This window comes from Celeribacter baekdonensis (assembly GCF_003047105.1).
Classification (GTDB): Bacteria; Pseudomonadota; Alphaproteobacteria; order Rhodobacterales; family Rhodobacteraceae; genus Celeribacter; species Celeribacter baekdonensis_B.
Window position 1 is genome coordinate 12899 of sequence record NZ_CP028477.1, and the last position, 23618, is coordinate 36516.

The 23618-nt window shown below is 59.7% G+C and carries 19 protein-coding genes; 16 read left to right on the forward strand and 3 right to left on the reverse strand.

What is annotated here, in order from left to right:
- Nucleotides 1-61: 61 nt before the first annotated feature.
- From DA792_RS21635 to DA792_RS21645, 3 genes are all read left to right on the forward strand, one after another.
- The gene (locus DA792_RS21635) at nucleotides 62-4459 is read left to right on the forward strand and encodes a strawberry notch-like NTP hydrolase domain-containing protein (protein ID WP_107722869.1); all 4398 of its coding nucleotides are present in this window, start codon (nucleotides 62-64) and stop codon (nucleotides 4457-4459) included.
- Nucleotides 4456-5502: a DUF7146 domain-containing protein gene (locus DA792_RS21640; protein ID WP_107722870.1), complete on the forward strand. Its 1047-nt coding sequence runs from the start codon at nucleotides 4456-4458 to the stop codon at nucleotides 5500-5502. Before DA792_RS21635 ends, DA792_RS21640 begins: the two co-directional genes overlap by 4 nt.
- A gap of 326 nt (nucleotides 5503-5828) precedes the next feature.
- Nucleotides 5829-6740, forward strand: a complete 912-nt coding sequence (locus tag DA792_RS21645) for a DUF2493 domain-containing protein (RefSeq protein WP_107722871.1) — start codon at nucleotides 5829-5831, stop codon at nucleotides 6738-6740.
- A gap of 8 nt (nucleotides 6741-6748) precedes the next feature.
- On the opposite strand, the gene DA792_RS21650 is transcribed toward DA792_RS21645, so the two are convergent.
- Both DA792_RS21650 and DA792_RS21655 read right to left on the reverse strand, forming a co-directional pair.
- On the reverse strand, nucleotides 6749-7042 hold the full coding sequence (locus tag DA792_RS21650; RefSeq protein ID WP_107722872.1) for a helix-turn-helix domain-containing protein: 294 nt from the start codon (nucleotides 7040-7042) through the stop codon (nucleotides 6749-6751).
- Nucleotides 7039-7380, reverse strand: coding sequence for a type II toxin-antitoxin system RelE/ParE family toxin (locus DA792_RS21655; RefSeq protein ID WP_067263192.1), 342 nt, complete (start codon nucleotides 7378-7380; stop codon nucleotides 7039-7041). Before DA792_RS21655 ends, DA792_RS21650 begins: the two co-directional genes overlap by 4 nt.
- A 639-nt stretch (nucleotides 7381-8019) precedes the next feature.
- Between DA792_RS21655 and DA792_RS21665 the strand changes: the two genes are divergently transcribed.
- From DA792_RS21665 to DA792_RS21690, 6 genes are all read left to right on the forward strand, one after another.
- Complete coding sequence (locus DA792_RS21665) at nucleotides 8020-8358, forward strand: DUF736 domain-containing protein (RefSeq protein ID WP_107722873.1); 339 nt, start codon at nucleotides 8020-8022, stop codon at nucleotides 8356-8358.
- Between the two features lie 198 nt (nucleotides 8359-8556).
- On the forward strand, nucleotides 8557-9741 hold the full coding sequence (gene repA / locus DA792_RS21670; RefSeq protein ID WP_107722874.1) for a plasmid partitioning protein RepA: 1185 nt from the start codon (nucleotides 8557-8559) through the stop codon (nucleotides 9739-9741).
- The gene (repB, locus tag DA792_RS21675; RefSeq protein WP_107722875.1) at nucleotides 9741-10712 is read left to right on the forward strand and encodes a plasmid partitioning protein RepB; all 972 of its coding nucleotides are present in this window, start codon (nucleotides 9741-9743) and stop codon (nucleotides 10710-10712) included. The genes repA and repB overlap by 1 nt, the downstream gene beginning before the upstream one ends.
- A gap of 241 nt (nucleotides 10713-10953) precedes the next feature.
- Entirely contained in the window at nucleotides 10954-12246 is a 1293-nt protein-coding gene (repC, locus tag DA792_RS21680; protein ID WP_107722935.1) for a plasmid replication protein RepC, read from the forward strand.
- 55 nt (nucleotides 12247-12301) lie between these two features.
- Nucleotides 12302-12559 (forward strand): type II toxin-antitoxin system ParD family antitoxin, encoded by a 258-nt coding sequence (locus DA792_RS21685; protein ID WP_107722876.1) that lies wholly within the window; start codon nucleotides 12302-12304, stop codon nucleotides 12557-12559.
- Nucleotides 12556-12891 carry a type II toxin-antitoxin system RelE/ParE family toxin gene (locus DA792_RS21690; protein ID WP_107722877.1) on the forward strand — a complete coding sequence of 112 codons (336 nt, stop codon included), beginning with the start codon at nucleotides 12556-12558 and terminating at the stop codon, nucleotides 12889-12891. Before DA792_RS21685 ends, DA792_RS21690 begins: the two co-directional genes overlap by 4 nt.
- Nucleotides 12892-12897: 6 nt before the next feature.
- Here the strand turns inward: DA792_RS21690 and DA792_RS21695 are convergent, their stop codons facing one another.
- Complete coding sequence (locus DA792_RS21695) at nucleotides 12898-13995, reverse strand: tyrosine-type recombinase/integrase (RefSeq protein WP_107722878.1); 1098 nt, start codon at nucleotides 13993-13995, stop codon at nucleotides 12898-12900.
- A gap of 168 nt (nucleotides 13996-14163) precedes the next feature.
- Here DA792_RS21695 and DA792_RS21700 point away from each other — a divergent pair, with 168 nt between their 5' ends.
- The 7 genes from DA792_RS21700 to DA792_RS21730 all read left to right on the forward strand — a co-directional run bounded on the left by DA792_RS21700 (nucleotide 14164) and on the right by DA792_RS21730 (nucleotide 23450).
- Complete coding sequence (locus DA792_RS21700; protein WP_074646626.1) at nucleotides 14164-15810, forward strand: Mu transposase C-terminal domain-containing protein; 1647 nt, start codon at nucleotides 14164-14166, stop codon at nucleotides 15808-15810.
- A complete protein-coding gene (locus DA792_RS21705; RefSeq protein WP_074646627.1) occupies nucleotides 15803-16681 on the forward strand; it encodes a TniB family NTP-binding protein in 879 nt (292 codons plus the stop codon). The genes DA792_RS21700 and DA792_RS21705 overlap by 8 nt, the downstream gene beginning before the upstream one ends.
- A 71-nt stretch (nucleotides 16682-16752) precedes the next feature.
- A complete protein-coding gene (locus tag DA792_RS21710; RefSeq protein WP_245708054.1) occupies nucleotides 16753-17697 on the forward strand; it encodes a TniQ family protein in 945 nt (314 codons plus the stop codon).
- A 213-nt stretch (nucleotides 17698-17910) separates the two neighbouring features.
- The gene (locus DA792_RS21715) at nucleotides 17911-18807 is read left to right on the forward strand and encodes a DUF1403 family protein (protein WP_107722879.1); all 897 of its coding nucleotides are present in this window, start codon (nucleotides 17911-17913) and stop codon (nucleotides 18805-18807) included.
- Between the two features lie 2 nt (nucleotides 18808-18809).
- Nucleotides 18810-19424 carry an SMC-Scp complex subunit ScpB gene (gene scpB / locus DA792_RS21720; protein WP_107722880.1) on the forward strand — a complete coding sequence of 205 codons (615 nt, stop codon included), beginning with the start codon at nucleotides 18810-18812 and terminating at the stop codon, nucleotides 19422-19424.
- Nucleotides 19425-19682: 258 nt separating this feature from the next.
- Nucleotides 19683-21071 (forward strand): IS1182 family transposase, encoded by a 1389-nt coding sequence (locus tag DA792_RS21725; RefSeq protein ID WP_107722881.1) that lies wholly within the window; start codon nucleotides 19683-19685, stop codon nucleotides 21069-21071.
- A gap of 276 nt (nucleotides 21072-21347) precedes the next feature.
- Nucleotides 21348-23450, forward strand: a complete 2103-nt coding sequence (locus tag DA792_RS21730) for an SEC-C metal-binding domain-containing protein (protein WP_159075362.1) — start codon at nucleotides 21348-21350, stop codon at nucleotides 23448-23450.
- Nucleotides 23451-23618 lie beyond the last annotated feature (168 nt).

A 23618-nucleotide genomic window follows, 5' to 3' on the forward strand; every position in this document is an offset into this window, starting at 1 on the left:
CCTCCCGGGTGAGAGAGTGCGCACGGGGTTTGGGGCCAACCCTCAACTCCGGAGATTGCCGATGAACGCTTACCCCCATTCCGCCCCGCTTGCGCCCGAGCCCGAGGCCCCTGTCCGCCCGGAAGCCTCGCGCTTCTCGCACAACCTGATCCAGGCTGCGAAAACCCTCGTGCCGCAGTTCGAAGCGGGCAAACCCGTCGATGCTGCAGCCCTGCGCGCCGCGATGGAAGATGCCTTTGGCGCTAGCGACACGAGCGGCGCCTGGGTCTGGAAGGATGCCTATGAGGCAGCCGAGATCGCCCAGATCCTGATTCTTTGGCGCTACGGCGCATTGATGCAGCGCCAGGCCGCCTCACCGCAGGCCTTCCTCACCATGATCGAACGCCTGGCCAGTCTGGCCCCGCCCCACACACGACGTTCCGAAGACAGTGTGCGTTTGCAACAATTCTCGACCCCCCTACCCCTTGCGGCCATTGTCGCGCAGGTTGCTGGGCTGCATGCTGACGATCTGGTGCTCGAGCCCTCGGCGGGCACCGGCATGCTGGCGATCTTCGCGCGGATCGCAGGCGCGCGACTGGCGTTGAACGAGCTTGCGGAAACCCGCCGCGCCTTGCTGGGGCACCTGTTCCCGAACACCGTCGTGTCGGATCACGATGCCGCCTCGATCGACGATCGTCTCGACCGGTCGATCACGCCTTCTGTCATCGTAATGAACCCGCCGTTTTCGGCTGCGAACCATGTTGAAGGCCAATTCCGGCAGGCCACCAGCCAGCATGTCCTGTCCGTCTTGGCGCGCCTCGCGCCGGGTGGGCGCCTTGTCGTCATCACTGGCGAGAGTTTTCGACCTTCCGCGAAATCCTTCCAGTCGACCTTTCAGCGGATCGCTTCAAGCGCCGATGTAGTGTTTTCCGCCGCGATTGAGGGCAAGGTCTTCGCGCGACATGGCACCACGGTCGACACGCGGCTCACCGTGATCGACAAGTGCGCGGTCGACGAACTTGAGACCCCAAAGGTCGACATCGACGCCGCCTATCATCCGATCTGTGACACGACCGCTGAACTTCTCTCCGCAGTTCTCACTCATTGCCCCGAGCGCCAGAGTCCCCAGCCCAGCCCGACTAGTTCGGCGCTATCGGTGCCATCCCGACCGACGCGCATCAACTTGCACGCCCTGCGCAACGCCGCTCGCAAGGAATCTCGTGCCCTCGCTGAGGAACGGGCAAAGCACCCGTTCGACGACATCGAGACGGCCTTGCTCGACTACCTACCGAAAGCTTGGAGCGAACCCGACGGCACGCTGCAGGATGCCGTCTACGAAGCCTATGATCTTCAGGCGATCCGGATCGACCGCGCGGCGGAGCATCCGACAGCACTTGTCCAATCCGCCGCCATGGCCTCGGTGCCACCACCCGTGCCGAGCTACCGTCCCGTCTTGCCGAAGACCCTCGTCGCGGATGGCCTTCTCTCCGCCCCGCAGCTTGAAAGCGTCATTTATGCAGGCAATGCGCATCAGACGCATCTCAAGGGCTGGTTCACGCGCGGCGAGATCGAAGGCCATCTGATGGCAGCGGCCGAGGGTGACGAGGGCGCCTTCCGCCTGCGCAAGGGCTGGTTCTTGGGCGATGGCACCGGCTGCGGCAAGGGCCGGCAAGTTGCGGGCATCATCCTCGACAATTGGCTACAAGGCCGCCGCAGGGCGGTCTGGGTCTCAAAAAGCGACAAGCTCATCGAAGATGCGCGGCGCGACTGGATGGCGCTCGGGGGGCGCGAGGGCGATATCGTGCCGCTCTCGAAGTTCCGCCAGGGCAGCGACATCCGCCTGCCCGAGGGTATCCTCTTCGTCACCTATGCCACGCTGCGTTCGGCCGAACGCGAGGGGAAAGCCTCCCGCCTTGACCAGGTCACGTCTTGGCTCGGCGACGGGTTCGACGGGGTCATTGCTTTCGATGAGAGCCACGCCATGGCGAATGCCGCCGGCGAAAAGTCCGACCGCGGCGACAAGAAGGCGTCCCAGCAGGGCCTCGCTGGCCTCGCGCTGCAAAATGCCCTGCCCGATGCGCGCGCGCTCTACGTCTCAGCCACCGGCGCGACGGTCGTCGGCAATCTCGCCTATGCTGCGCGTCTCGGCCTCTGGGGCACGGGAGATTTCCCCTTTGTGACACGGGCCGAGTTCGTCGCCGCGATGGAGGCCGGTGGCATTGCCGCCATGGAGATGATCTCGCGCGACCTGAAGGCGCTCGGGCTCTATCTCGCGCGGTCCCTTTCCTATGCCGGGGTCGAATACGACATGCTCGTGCACGAGCTGACACCCGCCCAAGTCGCGATCTATGACAGTTATGCCGACGCCTATCAGATTATTCACACCAACTTGGAGGCAGCGCTTCAAGCCTCGGGTGTTTCCTCTGAGACAGGCACGCTAAACGCCCAGGCGAAATCCGCGGCGCGCTCCGCTTTCGAGAGCAACAAGCAGCGCTTCTTCAATCATCTCATCACCGCCATGAAATGCCCTTCGCTCATCCGCTCGATCGAAGCGGATCTGGCGGCCGGTCATTCGGCGGTGATCCAGGTCGTCTCGACCAGCGAGGCGGTGATGGAACGCCGCCTAGAGGACATCCCACCCTCGGAATGGGACGACCTGCAGGTCGATTTTACCCCACGCGAGAACATCATGGACTACCTGATGCACAGCTTCCCGACGCAGCTCTTCGAGCCCTACACCGACGAAAACGGCGACCTGCGGTCTCGCCCTGCTCTCGACGGCGATGGCAACCCGATCATCTGCCGCGAGGCGGAGCGGCGGCGGGATGATCTGATCGAGCATCTGGGAGCTCTCGCCCCGGTGCAGGGTGCGCTCGACCAAATCCTTTGGCATTTCGGCGGAGACGCTGTGGCCGAGGTCACGGGGCGCAAGCGGCGCATCGTGAAGACGCGTGAAGGGCGGCTCAAGGTCGAGAACCGCCCCACCTCCTCCAATCTGGGAGAAACCCAAGCTTTCATGGATGACGCCAAGCGGATCCTGATCTTTTCCGATGCGGGGGGCACCGGGCGCAGCTATCACGCCGATCTCGGGGCAAAGAACCAGCGCCTCAGGGTGCACTACCTGCTGGAGCCCGGCTGGAAGGCCGACAATGCGATCCAGGGTCTTGGACGCACCAACCGCACAAACCAGGCGCAGCCGCCACTCTTCCGGCCAGTGGCGACCAATGTGAAAGGCGAGAAGCGGTTTCTCTCCACCATCGCGCGACGTCTCGACACGCTTGGGGCCATCACCAAGGGCCAGCGCGAGACGGGCGGGCAGAACATGTTCCGCGCCGAGGACAATCTCGAGAGCCCCTACGCACGCGCGGCGCTGCGGCAGTTCTTCTACAAACTGCGTGCAGGCAAGATCGAGGCCTGTTCCTACGCGAAGTTCCAGGAGATGACCGGTCTGACGCTCGATGAGGCGGACGGCACCATGAAAGAAAACCTGCCGCCGATCCAGCAGTTCCTGAACCGCTGTCTGGCGCTCCGCATCGACATGCAGGACGCGATCTTTGAGGCCTTCGGCGGGTTTCTTTCCGCCATCATCGAGGATGCGCGCCAGGCGGGCACGCTTGATGTCGGGCTAGAGACCCTGCGCGCGGAAAAGTTCGTGATCACCGATCGTAAGGTCATCTTCGAGCATGAGGCGACTGGCGCTGCGGCCACCGCCCTGACCGTGGAGCGCACGGATCGCAACGATCCGCTCACCCTGCCCCGGGTCAAGGCCATATGTGCCGATTCAGAAGGCGCGACGCTGTGCTGGAACACGACATCTAAACGCGCGGCGCTGATGGTGAAGGCGCCGGCCTGCATGGACGAGGACGGCGTGCCGATCCTTCGCGTGAAGCTCCTGCGGCCCATGGCGACCGAGATCCTCGCGCTCAGCGAGTTCTCGAAATCGCACTGGGATGAGATCGATGATGCGATGTTCGAGCAGCTCTGGCAGGCCGAGGTCGAGGCAGTGCCGGAATTCACCACGTCGAAAATCACTCTGATCTGCGGTCTTCTGCTGCCGATCTGGGACCGGCTGCCCGTCGACAACATGCGCATCTATCGTCTGCAGACCGAGGATGGAGAACGCGCCATCGGCCGTCTGGTCAGCCAGGAACAGCTTCTCAATGTTTACGCGCGCCTTGGCCTTGACTGCCAGATCGAGATGTCGCCTCAAGAGGTCTTCGCCGCGGTCATGGACGCGAAGACGACCCTCAGCCTGCTCTGCGGCTACCAGCTGCGCCGCTCATTGGTCATGGGACAGCCGAGGCTCGAGCTCATCGGCGCGTCGGGCGCGGCCCTGCCGGGACTGAAAGCCTTGGGTTGCTTCACCGAAGTGATCCAGTGGAAAACGCGGGTGTTCATCCCGGTGGATGGCGTCGATGTGGTGGCGCGCGTGCTCGCCGAGCATCCGGTTGGCGCCAGCGGTGCGGATGCTGCCGCATGAGCGCGCGGCGCAGTATCGCAGACCTCTCGGCCGATCTGGCAGACCGCGCCGAAAGTTTCTGCCGCCAGTATTTCCCCAAGGGGCGCAAGCAGGGCAATTATTGGCAGGTCGGCGATACCTCTGGCGCCAAGGGTCAGAGCCTCGCCATCCGGCTCCAGGCGCAAGGTGGTCGTAAAGCCGGGTCCTGGACCGATTACGCGACGGGGCAATATGGCGATCTGATCGACCTGCTGCATGAACGGCTCGGGTCGGTCACGCTGAAGGAAACGCTGAGGGAGGCCCGGTCCTTCCTCGGCGAGGCCCCCTGCCCTGCCGTACCTCGTGAAACCCCAAGGGCTGAGCGCCCGGATGCAGCCCCCAGCAAACGCATCGCGCGGGCGCGGAAACTCTTCGCCGCTGGCAAGCCGGTGTTCGGCACATTGGCTGCCACCTATCTGCAAGGGCGCGGCATCACACGTCTTGGTCCGGCCCTGCGCTATCACCCGCGGGTCTTCCTGCGGCAGGGCGAGGACGACCCGGATCCGCCGCAAAGGGCCCCTGCCCTGCTCGCGAAGATCACCGACAATCGGGGCCAGATCACCGGATGCGCGCGCACCTATCTCGACCTGTCCACCGGCGGGTTGGCCGAGATCGAGAGCCCTAAGCGGATCCTCGGGCAACTTCACGGTCATGCCATCCGCTTCTGGTCCGGCATCTCTCGCACTGATCTCATCGTCGGCGAAGGTCTCGAGAACACCCTCTCGATCGGCACGGCTCTGCCAGAGTTCGATCTCGCCTCCTGTCTCACCGCCACCCATCTCGGTCTCTTCATCCCGCTGCCGGGGATCAAGCGCATCTGGATCGCGCGGGACAATGACGAAGCTGGACGTAACGCATCAAAGAGATTACGTAACCGACTGGAATCGCTTGGAATTACCTGTGGTGATCTCGTGCCAAACATGGGTGATTTCAACGGCTATCTGCGGGCTTTCGGCAAGGATGCGCTGCGCCGGTCCCTGCTCAAGGCCATGAAAGCACAAGGTCTGGAGATTGAGGGCGGCTGACCGCCAACTTCCTCAGCGAAGTCCGAAAGGGCAAAGGTTCCGCCAGTTCGATCTGATCCCGTTTGGACAAGGGGAGCGATGGACCGGCGGGTCGGGGCCCAAGAAAGCTGAAAGAGGGGCCCCTCGCCCGGGCAGCAATGCGCCCCGAACCAGAAAATTCCCCTGCCCCACCACATGACCGTGGTGGGCCATTCCTCGCGGGAACAATTTTCCGGCCCGCGGCGCATTCTCCGCTGCGCTCCGATCCTGACGGATGCGGCCCGGTCGCCGCCGGTCCTGTTATCGCCCCATCCAAATCGGGTCAGATCAAACAGAGGAACCAGATAATGCCCCATCAGACAGACATCCAGGAGGAGACCGGCGTAACCTCCGCCATCCTCGACCACCTGGCACTTCATGGCGCAACGCCCGGGCCCGGCGATACCGATCATCGCCCCCTGCCCCAGCCCGACGAGGTCGAGCTCGCCATGGCGACCCTCTTCGACACGACCATCGGTCTCCTCACTGGCAGCCAGTTGGAAGACACTCTCGAAGAGGTGCTCTGGTCCCTCACTTCGATCTTCCATCGTCGGCTCACCCATATCCAGAAGCTTCTCGACGACAATGAATTCGAGGTCCGGGAAAGTATGGCCATCCAGGACGGCTCCGAGGTCGCCTCGGTCGAACTCGAGCGCCTCCAGATGATCGGGCTGAAGCTCTGGGACCATCGCGACGCTTTCGAGCAGATGCGCGATCTAGCCGTGGACCACTTCTCTGCCGCCACGGGCTCGCCCTGGCTGCCCCGCACCGGATCCAAGGTCTCGCATCGCGGCTTGACCTCCGCCGTGGTGGACAGCCGGGCCTATCTCTCGGCCAAGCGCCGCAAGGAGACCGAGGTGCATTGCCCTGAAGGCACTCGGATCGCTTTCTCAGGCGGTGACTATCACGCATATGATCTGATCTGGTCCGTCCTCGACGCTACGCACGCTAAATACCCCGACATGGTGCTCTTGCACGGTGGCACACCCAAAGGCGCCGAGATGATCGCGGCCCGTTGGGCAGATACCCGGGGTGTCACCCAGGTGGTCTTCAAACCCGACTGGAAGAGCCACGGCAAGGCCGCTCCCTTCAAGCGCAACGACAAGATGCTCGAGACCATGCCGCAGGGTCTGATCGCGACACCTGGTTCCGGTATCACCGAGAACATCGTCGACAAGGCCCGCAAGCTCGGGATCCGCATCAAGAGGATCGGGGCTTAGGCCCCGATTCACGCGCCGCGCAAGAGATCCTGCACGACAGAAGGCTTCTTTGCGATCAATGCGAGCAGTACCTGCGCCGGGCCTGTCGGTTGCCGACGTCCATGTTCCCAGTTCAGCAGCGTGCCTTTCGCGACGCCAATGCTCTTGGCGAACTCTGCCTGCGACAGGCCAGTTCGTTGCCGGACTTCGGCGACATCGACCTCCGCCACGGAAAGTTCATGTACCTTCGCGCCTGCCAAATCGCCATCTGCGAAGGCCAGAGCCTCTTCCAGCCCCTTGGTGATGGATTCGAATGCACTCATGTTGCGTCTCCATATTTCGCGACAAGCGCCTTGCTCATCTCTACCGCCGCGGCCTGCTCAGACTTCGACAGGTTGGCTTTCTCATTCTTGGCAAAGACCGTAATCAGAAAGATCGGCATATGGGTCCCGCCAAAGACATACACCGTCCTGAAGCCGCCGCTCTTTCCGCCCCCCTCTCTCGGGATGCGGACCTTCCGAAGTCCGCCGCCAAGAGAGACTCCAGCTTCCGGATTGGCGGCGATGAAGTCGATCGCGGCCTCTCGCTCCTGGTCCGACATGATTGCCTTGGCGCGCCTCTGAAATTCGGGCAGTTCGACCACTGTTTGCAATCGTGTCATCTCTTGTCCCATATAGGTTTCGGCAGTGTATGTGTCAATGACGTATAGCATGAGCACTGGAAGGACAAGTCGGCGACGCTTGCCGGAGCTAGAGAGGATGTCCCGTCCGTTGGTAGCGGCGGCCCTTGGTCAAATGTCCTGTCGCATTTTCTGACCTAGCCAACCAGCCGGGCTGTCATCTAGGGCTATTGGGTGGTTGCGGTGTCTCGTGGCGAGCCGGCCTTTCGTTCCACGCTCTTATCGCGCCGAGCACACCTCCGCATCGTGGGCGCTTCAGCGAAGACTATCGGCACGTTAGTGATCCTGGGGATGCGACTTTGACGTCTGGACTATGTCTCATCTTCGGAGAATTAGGAAGGAGCCAAGACCTTCGTGGCATCTCCCTCGGCTGTTCACCCTGTTTCATTCGCAGCCATCGCACTTCTCCTTTTGTCTGAGTTGCATGACATGCTGGTCGCAGCTGTCGTCCCGTCCACAAAGGTTGTCGCCGATCTTTTTCCCCTGACCCTGCGGGTTATTCCTCGCGGATCAAAAAGACCGGCGCCTGCCCCTCTCCAGCTCACGCTCCGCCTTCGGTGTGTCCGGGCCTTGGCCAGCTGCAAGGTGACCATCATTGCAACGCAAACAAGGAGAAGAGCAATGACCACGAACTGCATCAAATTCACCAGCGCCGACTTTGAGACCGCCAAGGGCGTCGGCTCCATCTCGACCCTGACTTTTGATCTCGACATCACGGTCGAACCCGTCGCGAGCGCGAACCCGATGGCCCCCACGCACCGCGTCCTCGGCCGCTCCCCGCGCGGCAAGCTGGTCGAGTGCGGCGGCATCTGGAAGAAGCAGAACAAGGAGACCGGCGCCGACTACTACACGCTGACCATCCGCGATCACGGCTTCAACGCCAATCTCGGCAAGGCCGCGAACCAGGACGATCTGTCCCTGCAGGCCGTCATCCCTTGGGGTCCCAAAGACGCCACCTGAAACCAAAGTTGGCGGGGGCTTACCTCCGCCAATTCGTTTACAGCTGTAAAATCAACCTAGATCGCGGTCGTGGATATAGTCTCTTCAAGCGTTGATAGACACTAAATAGAGGAAAAATCTTGACTTAGTCGCGTGAATCACTGCTTTTATCCCCAAGTGGCGCGAAAAAGGCCACATTTTCGAAATTGGGGCAACCAGATGATTCCTGTGACACCATTGGCAAGTGAGCGCCCTTCGGCTCTTGCAACGGAGATTTCCGAACGACTCAACGCTGCCATCAGGGAACATCTGCTCTCTGCTTTTGCCCCAGACAACACTAAGACGCTACGCTCTTTTTCGGCACCTGAGGCCGCTGAGCTCTTGGGAGTATCCGGACAGTTCATGCGAAAGGTTCACGCTGAGGGTACAATCCCTGAACCAGACGATATCCGGGGTGGCCGGCGCTACTATACAGCCCAAGAGATATGGGACGCGCGCGAAGTTCTAGAGAAGACCTCTCGGAAGAAAGGCCGTTATCTGCCTCGCCGCTCGGGAGAGGAGCAGTTGCAAATTTGGCAGCTGATGAATTTCAAAGGTGGTTCTAGTAAGAGCACGACGAGCGTCCACCTCGCTCACTACTTTGCTCTTCGAGGATATCGGGTCTTGGTTGTTGATCTGGATCCTCAGGGATCTCTCACATCAATGTGCGGGATCAGCCCTGAAATCGAGTTCGATGGACTGACTGTCTATGATGCGATCCGCTACGACGAGCCGGTGAACATGGCTGATGTCGTCGTTCCAACATACTTTCCAGGGCTCTCGATTGCGCCGTCCCGCTTGATGCTGTCTGAGTTTGAGACTGAGTCGGCCGTTCATTCGAACCCAGACCAACCATTCTTTACTCGTATCCGAAATGCTTTGGCACAGGTAGAAGATGATTTTGATCTGGTGTTGATGGACAGCCCGCCACAGCTTGGTTTCTTGACCATTGCTGGGATGGCTGCCGCTAGTTCTTTGATTGTCCCTCTAACGCCATCGATGTTGGACGTTTCGTCAACTGCTCAGTTTCTTGAGCTAGCCGGAGCGTATATGGGTGTGATTGAGGATGCTGGCGCAACTCTCCAATATGATCACTTCAAATTTCTGATCACGCGAGACGAACCGACGGACGTTCCCTCTCAGCAGCTAACGTCTTTCATGCGGGCTTTGTTTCAAGACCGTGTCATGTCGGCAACCGCCTTGAAGAGCACAGCGATCAGTGACGCGACCATGCTAAAGCAGTCGATTTATGAGGTGGTCCGTTCCGAAATGACACGGGCCACATATGACCGTGCAAAGGGTTCCATGGATGCTGTGGGACATGAGGTCGAAACGATGATCCAACAATCGTGGGGGCGTAAGTAATGGCTAGGAAATCACTTCGCGATATGTCCGGAATTGCAAATACGATCGCTCGTTCTGGCGGCGCGCCGTCAGAGAGGTCGTCGAAGACCAGTGCTCCGGCTTTGGGTGCCCTTCAAGGTTCTCTGGCATCTATCCGAGAAATTGATCCCAATATAATCGACGATTGGGGGCCAGTAGATCGCCTTGAAGAGTTTACAGCTGTAAACGTCGAAGACGATGACGAGAGCTTCGAAGGACTAAAGAACAGCATCCGAGAAGGTGGTCAGCAAGTGCCCATTCTCGTTCGGCGTTCAAAGGCGATTGAAGGGCATTTCGAGGCTATTTACGGGCGGCGGCGCTTAAAGGCCTGCCGCGAAATCGGAATCAAGGTTCGCGCGAACGTCCAAGATATCGACGATGCTACGGCTTTGCTGGCGAAAGGGCTGGAAAATGCCGCGCGCCGGAACCTCTCTTTTTACGAGAAGGCGCGGTTCGCCGTGGCCATCCAGACAGCGGGCCACGACGCGGCAACTGTTCGGCAGGTTCTCAATCTCTCTCCGTCGGGTCATTCGCACCTTACAAAGGTAACACAGAACGTCCCGGTCAAGATCGGCGACCTGATTGGCGCGGCACCAAAGTCCGGGCGTCCAAAATGGACGGAGCTGGCTGAATTATTTCTCTCAAAGAAGCTAACTGAACGCGTAGCGCTCGATATCTTGGCCAGAATCAGCGCCTCATCGGGTTCGGATGATCGCCTCGAATTTCTCATTAGGGAAGCGACTAAGCGCGGTGCGAAGACGTCGAGCGGGGTTAGAGAGATAACGCCGTTGGAAGGCGTGACTATCAAAGCTGGCCGCGGAACATTGTCATTGTCAGTCAAGAAGTCTGGCGCGAACGCTGAGTTTGCAACCTGGCTTGAGAGCAATCTCGCAGAGATAATCAAAAAATCCTATGCCGAATTTACAGATGTAAATTTGGTGGATGACAACTGAGGACGAGCAGAAAGGAGGAACGGCAAACAAAGAAAACCCCCGAAACCGGAGCTTCGAGGGCTGCTGCGCAGAGCGCAATTCTTAGATTAGACACCTGGAATCTAGCAGCCAACGAATCACCACACAAGAGAAAACGCTTCTGAGCGAACGGGATTTCTTTGTTGCTGGCATAAAGATGGAAAAAATTAGTGATGCTCCACAGGGAGCGGCTGAGACAGTCATGTCTCAGAACAAGAGAGTTATGTCTAACATAAGCCATCCGTCAGGGTGGCGAAAAGCAACGGCCGGGCTGGCTACGGCTGAGCAGCTTGCCCTAGCCGGTGAACGGGTGGCAGTACCCAAAACGCGGGCCTTCGTCGCCGTGAAGCGGGTGGGGGCCTACATTGGCCTCAAGGCAGGAGACATGATGCTCCTCGACACGCTCGGGGCCTTTACCCAGGCTCAAGACTGGGAGGAAGGGCAGCGTCCGATCGTCTGGGCGTCGAACGCCTATCTGACGGAGCAGACCGGGTTCTCGCTCTCCGCGCTCAAGCGCCATGCACGGCGGCTTGCTGAGATCGGCGTGATTTCCTTCCAGGATAGCCCCAATGGCAAGCGCTGGGGCCGCAGGAACGCAGATGGGCGTATCGTTGAGGCCTACGGCTTCGATCTGTCGCCGCTTTCGGCGCGTGTCGATGAGTTCGAGGGACTTCATGCCGAGTTGCAGGCCGAGCGCGAGCTCTGCCAGCGCCTGAAGCGTCAGATCACTGTGGCGCGCCGGATGATCCGAGCCCGGATCGAGGCGGCTATCAGCAACGCGCTGCGCGGGCCCTGGAGCCAATTCACGGGGCTCTTTGAGGAGCTCTTGGACCGTCTTCCGCGCCGTCAGGAAGCCTCCGAGCAGCTTGTACGTTTGCTCACCTGGTTCAAGGAACTCCAGGAACGGGTGGAGGCGGCCTATCTCAAAGCGACTGGCACGGCGAAGCTTGTGGAAAACACTGGTAATATTGATGCCCAAGTCATGGAGAAGACTCAAGAAATGAACCCCAAGGAGGCCATTTTCGAACCTCACATACTAACTACAAATCAACTTAATCCTGTAACTAGTAATTCCTCTGAAAAAGAGGAAACGGCGGGTGTGGTGCACAATCCTCTACCCGAAGAGCAGGTTGATAGGGATCTGGAAGACTGGGTTGCCGAGGTGCGCAAGAAGCGGATGGCGCTCGATCTGCCGACAATCATGCAAGCCTGTCCGGAATTCGCGTCCTGGGCCCGCAATATGGGTGGTTTCCTTAAGGATTGGGGCGATCTGCACCGGGTTGCCGGCCAGCTTAGGCCAATGATCGGTATCTCTGAGCATGCCTGGAACGTGGCGCAGGATCAAATGGGCACCCAGGTGGCCACGGCCGCGTTTGCGCTCGTTTTCGAGAAACACAGCGCAGGCGAGGTTGCCTCACCCGGCGGATATCTGCGGGGTATGCTCGAGAAAGACGGGGCAGGGGAGCTGCATCTCGAGCGCAGCTTTTATGGTAGGCTCAGTGGGCAGGCGGCATGACGTATTGATCAATAAGTGGCGTTGGCATATATTGCCAATAAAGGAGACCTGACCCATGGTGACACGCAACGTTGTCCTGACTGAAACCCAAGACCATCTGGTTCAAGCACTAGTGGCGTCCGGGCGCTACCAGAATGTGAGTGAAGCAATGCGCGCTGGCCTGAGGCTGCTCGAGCAGGAAGAGGCGCAGATCACGAGCATCCGCCAAGGGCTTCTCGAAGGTCTGGCGCAGGCCAAGGCGGGTGATCTTGCTGAGGGCAGTGGCAAAGATGCGATCCGTAGGGCCTTTGCGGCTGCGCACGCGCGTTCATGAGCCGATCCTTCCGGCTGACCCGTCGTGCGGAAGCCAGCCTCACTGAAATCGCCAGATGGACGGTCGAAACTTTCGGGCTGCGCCAAGCAGAGCTTTACGAGGCCGAATTGCTCAACCGCTGTGAAAGTATCCTGAATGGCCAAGCCCATAGTCGGAGTTGCGCAGTTCTCGTTGATGATGTCGAAGATCTGCGGTTCATAAGGGCAGGAGAGCATTTCCTGGTCTTTCTGGATCGATCGGACGAGGTCATCATCGTGGATATAATCCATTCCCGCAGCGATCTCCCTCGCCATGTTGCCTCACTTTCGGCTTTGAAGTCCGAGGACTCCTGATCCACGTCACAACCCGGCTGCCTTCGTCAGGTTCACCCGGAACCGGTCGCGGCGACGCTGATAGCGGCGGGTCATTTCGGCCGAGGCATGCCCGAGCTGTTTCTGGACGTAGCGCTCGTCGACTTCGGCAGAGCTGGCGAGACCGGCGCGCAAAGAATGGCCGGAAAACAGCGCCAGGCGCTCTTTCTCGGGCAGGTCAGATCGGATGCCGGCGTCCAGGACCGTGCGCTTGATCAGGCGCGCGACATGTTTATCGTTCAGTCTCGTTTCGGATGCCCTTTTGCCATCGCGCGAGGTGCCGACGAATACTGGGCCGAAGTTGATTTTCGCGAAGTGCAGCCATTGCTCGAGCGCGTGCACCGGGCAGGTTTGATCCTTGGAGCCGCGACCGACCTCGACCTCGCGCCAACCGGTCTTGGCGTTGAGCGTGAGCAGGGCACCTTTGTCCAGTACCTCAATCCAGCCGCCAGAGTCCGGCGTGTCGTCCTTGTGCACATCAAGACTGACGATTTCCGAGCGGCGCAGGCCGCCAGCATAACCCAAGAGCAGGATCGTCCGATCCCGCAGCCCGCGCAGATCGTAGGGCAGGGTGGCTACCATCACGAGAATGTCTTCGGCCAGGATCGCTTCTTTTTGCACAGGCGGGCGCGCATGCTTGCGCTTGATCCCGGCCAACACCGTGGCGATATGGCGGTTCTTGCGATCGAGGGAAAAGCCGCGCTGTGCGTAGTTCCAGGCGAGGCCCGAGAGGCGCCGGTCGATGGTGCTGACGGATAGCGCAGGGGAGGGGCCCGACCCGGAGGCCAGATCCGCCAGATAAAGCCCGATCATATCTGACGAAGGCGGCAGAGGCTCGGTGCCCTTCATCCGGCACCAGCGTGCAAAATGCGCCCAATCCTTCGCGTAGGCCTTCAGCGTGTTGTCGGAGGCGGCGGCACGCGCATAGTCGCGGGCGGTGTCCACCAGGTGATCGAGCGAGCCGGAGCCAGCCACATACGCGGGCAGGGCGATCCCATCGCTTCTGTCTTGACCTCTCTCGTCGCCTTGAGCATCATCAGACTTACTAGAGTGCGATGACATCGAATTCTTGTTGTCTGAGTCCATTCATTCCCCGAAAATGTCGGTCTGCCGGAATTCTTGAGACTGCGTTCCATGTGTTTTCAATAGCTTGCCTGTGTCGCATTTCTGAAACCGATTCAAGGTATGTGAGACTGGACGCCGATTTGAATCACCATTGGTGAGACTATCCGGCATCCATGCACTGAGTAAGTTATGTCCGATAATTTTCCAGCTGACAAGGATTGGGAAGAGGCGGAGTTTCGCGCCCGGGTGCTCGCGGAGCTGCCGGCCCAGCTGACTCAGGGCAATGTCGACTGGGCCATACGTCAGCTAAATGTCAGCCGATCCACGCTTTTTCGTCTGGTGAAGCAGTTCCGCGAGGACGGGCGGACCAGTGCACTTCTGCCGGACACCCGGGGCCCCAAACCTGGCATGCAGCCGCTGGACCCGGCGGTGGAAGAAATCGTGTCCCGCCACTTCAAGGGGCTTTATGCCACCCGCCGCAAACCTACCAGAACGCGGTTCTGGCGGGAGGTCGCCGCCGATTGTCGGGCTCAAGGGCTGGCACCGCCCTCGATCCGTCGTCTGGGGCGCTGGCTGGAGCAACATGACCAGGCTAAGCTGATGGCCCGGCGAGAGGGCAAGGACAAGGCCGACCGGCGCTATCTGGCCACGCCTGGGGGGCTGGTCGCCAACGATCCGCTGGATATCGTCCAGATCGACCACACCAAGGCTGACGTGACAGTGGTAGATCCGGTGACACGACGCCCGCTCGGTCGGCCAACGCTGACGGTCGCGATCGACGTGAATACCCGCATGGTTCTGGGCTTCCACTTGTCCCTGGAACCGCCCTCGCTGCTCTCCGTCGCCCTCTGCCTGACCCATGCGGTGATGGAGAAAATGCACTGGCTGACGGCGTGCGGGATCAGCACGGAGTGGCTGGCGCGGGGCATCCCGACCGCGATTTATGTGGACAATGGCGCGGAGTTCCATGCCCGGGCTTTTCAGCTTGCCTGTTCCGAATACCAGATCGACCTGCAGTACCGTCCGCCCGGCACGCCGCGCTATGGCGGGCATATCGAGCGGCTGATCGGCACGATGATGGGCGCGATTCACCTGCTGCCGGGCTCGCATTTCTCGAACATCTTCGAGCGCGGCGATCTCGATGCCGAAGCCGAGGCGGTGATGACCTTGCGCGAGCTGGAAACCTGGCTGGCGCTGGAAATCACCGGCTCCTACCACGCGCGGGTGCATAGCGCGTTGGAAATCACGCCCTCGGCGGCCTGGGCAACACGGGTGGACGAAGTCAGACTCCGTATACCCGCCGATCTGCGCCAGTTCTTGGTCGATTTTCTGCCGTCTGAGCAGCGGGTTTTGCAGCGCGACGGCCTGCATCTCTTCCACATCCGCTACTGGGCGGACGAGTTGCGTTGGCTGATGGGCCGGGAAAGCCGCAAGTTCACGCTCAAATACGATCCGCGCGATCTCTCGCGCATCTTCGTGCTGACAGAGAGTGGGATCATCGAAGCCCGACCTGCTGATCTGACACGGCCTGCGATCACGCTCTGGGAGCACCGCGCGGCGCGGCGGGCCCTGCGCGAGGCTGGACGTCATTCTGTGGACGAGGAGTTGATTTTCAGGACGATCGAGGCGCAGCGCGACCTCGTCGACACCGCGGTACGGCAGACCAAGGCCACGCGGCGTCATCAGGCGCGGCGGGCGCATCTGGCACCCCGGCGCATGATCGACGTGACACCGGATGACGCCGCGCGAGATGCCTTGCCCGCGCTGGAAGGGGAGGGGAGCCCGTTCCTCAGCCATCCCGGCTTCAAGGTCGAGGAATGGTACGACGATGACTGAGTTCCCGCATCTCTACCCGGGAGCCGGCAAGATCGCCGCGCTCAGCGCCGACGAGCGCATTCACCGGATTCGCGCCGACCGCTGGGTCTCCTATCCCAGGGCCGAGGCGGCCTTGGAGAAGCTGGAAACGCTGATGTCGTTTCCCGAGCGCGCCCGCATGCCGAACCTGCTCATTGTCGGTGACAGCGGCATGGGCAAGACGATGATCATCGAGAAGTTCACCCGCGATCACGCGTCGAGCTTCGACGAAGCCAGTGGACGGCTGCATATGCCGGTCGTTGCGGTGCAGATGGTCTCGGGGCCCGACGAGTCGCGCTTCTACCGCCGGATCCTGGCGGCGATTGGAGCCCCCGAGCCGCCGCGGGCGACACTATCTGTACTTGAGAGTCTGGCCTTGCGACTGCTCGCCGAATTGCGCCCGGGGATGCTGGTGATTGACGAGATCCACAGCCTGCAGGCGGGCACGATCCGCGAACAGGCGCGATTCCTGAACATGCTGCGCTTTCTGGGCAACGAGCTGCGCATCCCGCTGGTTTGCGTCGGCACCGCACAGGCCCGCAACGCGCTGCGCACCGATGATCAGCTGGTGCGTCGCTTCGAGGCCTTCGCATTGCCGCCCTGGCGGGAGGGCGAGGATCTGAACGGGCTGATGAGCACGCTCACGCGCACGCTGCCGCTTCGGCGCCAAAGCCAGATCGACGGACACGCGCTCGCGCGGATCATCAAGGTGACTGGCGGCATCACCTCGGGCATCTTTTCGATCCTGTCGCAGCTGGCGATCGCCGCCATCGAAAGCGGCGAGGAACGCATCCTCTCGCGCGATATTCTGGGTGGCGACCGGTTGCAGGCGGTCCTGGGAGAGCCGGTGTGACGGGGTGCGGGCGCCTGCCGGTTGTTTACGCCCCCGAGGTCGACGAACGACTGTCTTCCTGGGCCGCGCGCATGGCCCCGTTCTACGCCATGACGGTTTCGGAATTCGTTGCAGCGCTTGGCCTGAAGGGGCACGACGTGTTCGACCTGGAATGGCGTCTTTCGGAAGGGCAGGGGGCTCTGATCGCGGCTTGGACCGGCCTTTCGCCTGAGACCGTGCAGGCCATGACCTTCCGGGAGTTGGGGTCTGCGGCGCGCATGATGATCGCGCGGAAGAACCGGCATACGTGTCCGCTCTGTCCCGAAGAGCTGCATCGCAAATCCGCCGCGCTGCCGTGGCGATTCAGTTGCCCGGTGCATGCTGTGGAGTTTCGGGACGCGACCGGCGAGACCCTGTCCGACCGGTTCGGTGCGGATTGCTTTAAGAAACTTGAAGGGCATGCCGAGGCCGGTGCCGCGTATCTGGATGCCTGGGCGCGCAGCGCGGGGCAGGGAGACCTGGAAGCGCCCGAAGTGCTTCAGGTTCTGACGGCGCGGCATCGCCGGGCCTCGCCGCCGAATGTCGACGAGCAACCGCGGATGTCGCTCCAGACCCGGCGGGACTACCATGATTTCCTCACCACGCCGATCCTCCGGCAGGCGCTGACGGTCGTCGTTCCCGAATACGATCAGGTGGCGCCAGTCCTTACCAAGCCGGTGCGCCCCGGTCTCCACGCCCTGGCGCAGGGCTCGCTGTTACAGGCCTTCGCGCTGACGGTTGGCATCGACCGGATCATCGAGGATCCGGTCAAATGGGCGATCTCAATCAAGCTCATGAGCGACGCGGAAGGGCAGGGACGGGTCCGGGAAGCGCTCCGATCATGGCCACTCTCGTTGAGGCGACGCATCTCGGCCCGGTTCTGGCGCGCTGAGCGCGACGAGAGCGCACGCCAGTCTGCCGAAAAAGCCGCGAGACAGCGCCAGTCTCACAAATACCGCACCATCCAGTCTCATAAATACCGGTACAGAATCTCATGAACCCCGACTCGCTTTTCAGGGAAGTGCTTGAATCTCATGAATTCCGGCCATCCGACATCCGGGGTGTTTTTTGGGCGTTGCGGCATGCGTTTCCGGCCATTTCCATCTATGTCTGATAATGCAAACTTATTGGACATAAAAAGATCGTGCAAGGCGGGGCGGTTATTGTGCTATTGGCTGGCTTAAAGCGCCGTGATGATATAGGCTGCAGGCATGACATTTGCCCGACCGGATCACTCCATCGACCTAGACACACTACCCCGGATCCCTGCCTGGGTCACCTCCGCGCGTGCTGAAACCCTTGAAGATGTTGCGTTTTTGTCAGGTGCGGCGCTGAGCCACCTGCATGTAGTGATTGCAAGTGAAGCTGTCCCCCAAGCCTTGTTGCGGGACCGGCTGGCACTGCGCGCGGCGGAGGCTTGTGTTGCGTTTTCCGGGCGTTCGGAGTGGACAGGGGAGTTGCGAGATGCGGTGCACCTGATGCGCCCGGGCGATTTGCCGGGTCCGGCGGGCGAGGTTCTGCTCGCCTGGCGGCACGCGGTGGAACGGCCGGTGTCGGTCAAGGCTTTGGGTCGCGCCTTGCCCAGTGTCGCGCCGGCGCGGCTTGCGGCGTGGTTGGATGCGGGGCCCAGAGGCGGATGGCGGGCTCCGGTGACCCGTGCCGCGATGGTGCTGGAAGCGGTGCTGACGGACGAACGTCGCGCAGAGGCTGCGGCGCTGATCCTGGCGGATGCGGCGCTCGCCCAAGCGCTCGGTTGGACGCATCTCGTACCGCTTCTGGCCGCAGGCCTGAAACGCGCCGATCTGCGCAAGCGCGGTGACGACTTGCGGTTCGTCTGTCATCGCGCACTGGTCTTGTCAGTGGGCGAAGCCGTGCGCCTCGCCGCAGATCTCGCGCGGCGGGCGGCGCATTTGAAAGCGGTTGCGCCGAAGCTTCGCGCCAAGGGTGCGGGCGACGCGGTCGCGATGTTCCTGAGCCGCGATGCCGTGGCGCCTTCAGCCTTGCCTTTGCCGGATCGCGCCGCGCGGCGGCTCTGCGACCGGCTGGTCGACCTCGGCGCCGTACGCGAACTGACCGGGCGCGATACCTTCCGGCTCTATGGGGTGTGAGCATGGCGAAGGATCGCTCTGACCCTGAACTGGATCGCGAGCTGCCCGACCTGCCGCCAGAGTTGCGCTGGCAGGAATGGATGCGCCGGATCGAAGGAGTCCTCTTTGCCTCTGCCTCCCCTGTGTCGCGCGAGGACCTGGCTCGCGTGGTGGGGCAGGGGGCCTCAGTCGACTTGCTGGTCGAGGATCTCTCCGCCGAACTGGAAGGGCGAGCCTTCGAGATCGCCCAGGTCGCTGGCGGCTGGATGTTCCGGACGCGGGCGGCCTACGCGCCCGCGATCCGCGCGGCGGCAGATGTCGGCAATCAATTACTGGACTTGAGTGAATTCGACGTCGCGGTGCTGGCGGCCATCGCCTATCATCAGCCGATAACCCGCGACGGGTTGAAGGATATCTTTGGCAAGGAAATCAGTCGTGACCTGATCGGTCGGCTGCATGCGCGCGACCTGATCGGGACAGGGCCAAGGTCGCCGCGTCGGGGGGCGCCCTATACCTTCGTCACCACGGAGCAGTTCCTTGTTGCCTTCGGTTTGGAAAACCTGCGCGATCTTCCCGATCGGGAACAGTTGGAGGATGCGGGGGTTGTCGACCAAGCACCACAGGTCGATTTCGGGTGACGCATTGCCGATGCTGAGAGTGAAGTCCGCCGCTCTGCTTATGGTTTCATTTGCCGTGCAACGATTCTTCTGCGTTCTCCAAAAAGCCGCATGATTGCAATGTGAAAATCGTTTCATTATTTCTGAACGAAGCCTCGTGCAATTCTAGCGACAAGGCATTCCCTCCTCGTCGTTGTGGGCGGATTGTGTTGAAAAACTCTTGCTTGATCGAAGGGTCGATCGCTGATTTAATTCCTTTATTGATTGGGGGATTTGGCGATGATGGGACCAAAGCAGGAGGCGCAGGCGGCGCTGTTCTATGAGTTCTCACTGGAAGATCATGTCCCGAAAGATCACCTTTTGCGGTCGATTGATCGGTTCGTTGATCTGAGCAGTATCCGTGCGCATCTTTCAGACTTCTATAGTCACACCGGTCGCCCCTCTATCGATCCCGAGTTGCTGATCCGGATGTTGCTGGTTGGCTATTGTTTTGGCATCCGCTCTGAGCGTCGGCTTTGCGAGGAAGTCCATTTGAACCTTGCGTATCGCTGGTTCTGTCGCCTAGATCTGACCGACCGTATCCCTGATCATTCTAGCTTCTCCAAAAACCGTCACGGTCGGTTCCGCGAGAGTGATCTGCTGCGCCATGTATTCGAGATGACCGTTGCGCGCTGCATGCGAGAAGGGTTGGTGGGCGGTCAGGGCTTTGCTGTGGATGCCAGCTTAATCAGCGCGGATGTTCAGAAGCAGAACTCCAGCAATCCTGATGATTGGGCCGCGCGCGAGATCTCCCCAGACGATGCGCCACGTGCGGTGCGCGAGTATTTGGATACCTTGGACGACGAGGCTTTTGGGGCGGCGACCACCGTCAAACCCAAGTTCACTGCCCATGCCGATCCGGCGAGCCAATGGACTGCCGCACGCAAAGGCCCAGCATTTTTTGCCTATTCTACCAATTATCTGATCGACACCGATCACAGCATCATCATGGACGTAGATGCCAGCCGGTCCAACAAAACGGCCGAGGTCGGTGCCATGCGCAAGATGATCGACCGCACCGAAGAACGTTTTGATGTGAAGCCCGATTGGATTGCTGCGGACACCGCGTATGGATCAGAAGACAATCTTGTCTGGCTTGCGTTAAAGCGCCAAATCCTTCCCTTCATCCCCGTTTTTGATAAGGGCGAACGGAGGGATGGAACCTTCTCACGATCGGACTTCACATGGGATGAGGAGAACGACCGCTATATCTGTCCGGGCGGCAAAGAGATGAAACACACCTGGCGCACCTATTCTGACCCCGCGCGAAACGCGCCAAACTGGAAAGCCCGCAAGTATCGGGCGCTGAAGTCCGATTGCAGCGGGTGCGCGTTGAAGGAAAAGTGTTGTCCCAACGCAGAGGCCCGCGCAGTCCATCGCGAGAAATACGAGATCGTCAGAGACTTCGCCCGCCAATGCACTGCATCAGAGTTCAATGTCACGGCGCAGAAACGACGAAAAAAGGTCGAGATGCTCTTCGCCCACCTCAAACGCATCCTTGGCCTTGGACGGCTTCGATTACGTGGACCATGTGGCGCAAACGATGAATTCCTCCTCGCAGCAACCGCCCAAAACCTTCGCAAACTAGCCAAGATCTTTCCTGCACCGCAGCAAACGCGCAAAGCCTGATAGGAAAGGTGCTTACGCCGTGTTCAAAGCCCTACTTTCTGCGCCAGCAACACGTTGTTTTTCCACAGAATCGGCGGAAAGCGGTCATTCGCTGCGCCGGTCGCGGAGGTCAGCTACGGGTCGCTGGGTTAAACTGATCATGCCGGACAGTAAGCTTGCGGTTGCGTGACGAAGCAACACGGTGGATTGTGGCTGCAATTTCACCGCCCCGAACGACGTGCTTACAATCCACTGTAAGCAAATTTTGCATGAATTGTAGATAGGGAAATAGCGCTAGTGCGATCCGAAGAACAGTGCTTTCAAGAGTTGATGGAAGTTTGCCGAGCTCCTGGCTTTGCTCATGCGATCGCGATGTTCTGTTTCCGGGATAATTGGATCGGCTTCAAAGATCAGATGACCGGAAAGTTGCTTGCTGACAAGAAAACGCCGGAGCGCCTAATAAGAACTGAAATCGCGTCGTTGATCGGCGGCCTGCTCGGAGGCGCAGGTTCGACTGAACTCCCAGATCAAGCGGTGATGGTGAATTATCTAGAGCAAGCAGAACGCTTGCTTGAAGAAATTCATCAATGCATGGTCGCAGACGCTTTCTCTGACTTGAAGGCGCATAGTTCACCCCTTTCTACCGGAGAGGCAATCAGAGAAGCAGCGTTTTATGCGACCGAAAGCGCATATGCATTCCAGTACAAAGACTTCGCGGAAGTTCGCTACCAGCAGGATGAGCAATGGCTGGCAGGCAACGTAGGCTTCACGTTGAAAGACGCCAAGTTAATCGCCGATGTAATCGTTGATATCCAATCAAAAAAAGCGATGGATCACCTCGCAAATCTGAGGAAGACTGACCCTACGCTTTGGACGATGCTCCCGGCATTCGAGCTGGTACCGGAGGAAGTGAGTGGCGCTTCGGGTTTGCCCATAAAAACTGTTAAGAGGTTATTCGCTGCATTCTCATGTGATGTCAAAAATGAAAATGCGAACTTTCGATCAGTAACGGACTTCAATATTACTTCGGCAAAGCCCATCGTCCTCTTGGAAGGACAGTACTTTCTCTTTCAGTACGTCAGCCTTATGGAAGCGATTTATGAGTGTCCGGCTCACTGGATGTACCAAGACGCGGCATATAGAGCGGCGGCATCCCAAAATAAGGGCCACTTCACAGAGGCCATGACCTTCGATTTCCTGAAAAGGATTTTCGGCGAGGAGTATGTCTTCCAGAACCTGGACCTTTACAAAGGCATGAACAAAGTCGGCGAAATAGATGTTTACGTATCGTTTGGTGAGGTTGGGATCATCTGTCAGTGCAAGTCACAGAAGCTTACGGTCGCCTCCCGGAGCGGCAACTTAGTCAGAATCAAGAAAGATTTCCAGCTCGCAATTCAGGAGGCATATGATCAGTGCCGTGTGTGTTTTGATGGGCTTCTAGATCCGGATGTAATTGCAAAGGACGCTGCCGGAAATGTCGTGGACTTGCAGAGACCAGAGCGTGTCTTCCCGATTACGGTTATTTCAGATCACTTTCCGGCACTGAGCATTCAGGTTCGGCAATTCCTGGCAACGAATACTGCTGAAGGCTTTGAAGAACCGCTTTGCGTCGATCTATTCACCTTGGACGTGATATCGGAACTGGTCCCCTCTCCCATTCGGGTCTTAGCCTACCTAGAGCGCCGTTCCTTATACTACGATAGGATAATGACGACTAACGAATTGGGGGTACTTGGGTATTTCCTGAGAGTGAACCTTTGGCTCGAAAGTGAAAATGATTTTTTGAACCTAGATGACAGTCTGGCGAGCGATATTGATTCCGCCATGATCGTGCGGCGGGAAGGTCTACCTGGCAAAGATACTCCCGAAGGACTGCTGACGCGTTTCAAAGATACTTTTGTCGGCCATGTGATCGATGATGTTGATCGAAATCCGAACGCGCTCTGTGTTGAGTTGGGGCTGTCTCTACTGGAGATGGGAGAGGATGGGATCAACGATGTTGAGGCGTTGGTCTCACGGATGTCGGCACGAGGACGGGGTGACGTAACGCTACCTATGGAAAATCGTTCGTCAGGCCTGACCATCCACTGCAACTCTGATCCCCAATACATTGCCGAGCCTTCTCTGCGAAAGCACATGGTGCGTCGCAAGTATTATCAAAAGGCTGACAAATGGTTGGGTCTCAATGTTGATCCATCGACCAAGCTGGTACGTTTCGGCGCATATGCGCGGCAGAAGCACGTATTCAACTATGAACTGGAAGCATTGATGGCTTCAGCGCCGCCCTTGGTGAAAACTAAGGATGTCTTGCGAGGAGTGCCACGGCGAAAAGTTGGGCGGAACGAGAAGTGTCCGTGCGGAAGCGGCAAAAAGTACAAGCATTGCTGCGGCAAGGGCTAGACTCTGGACTTCGATAAAGTGCGCGACCGGACGCAATGGCTGTCGCCCTTCGCACCTTGAGCATACGGTGGCGCCACCTTCGGCGCGCTGGTAGCTAAATGGCTGACTCCGGCCATCCGTCGCCCCCTGCCTGAAAATCTGGAAAGGGCCGAATTAAGGCCGCAAATT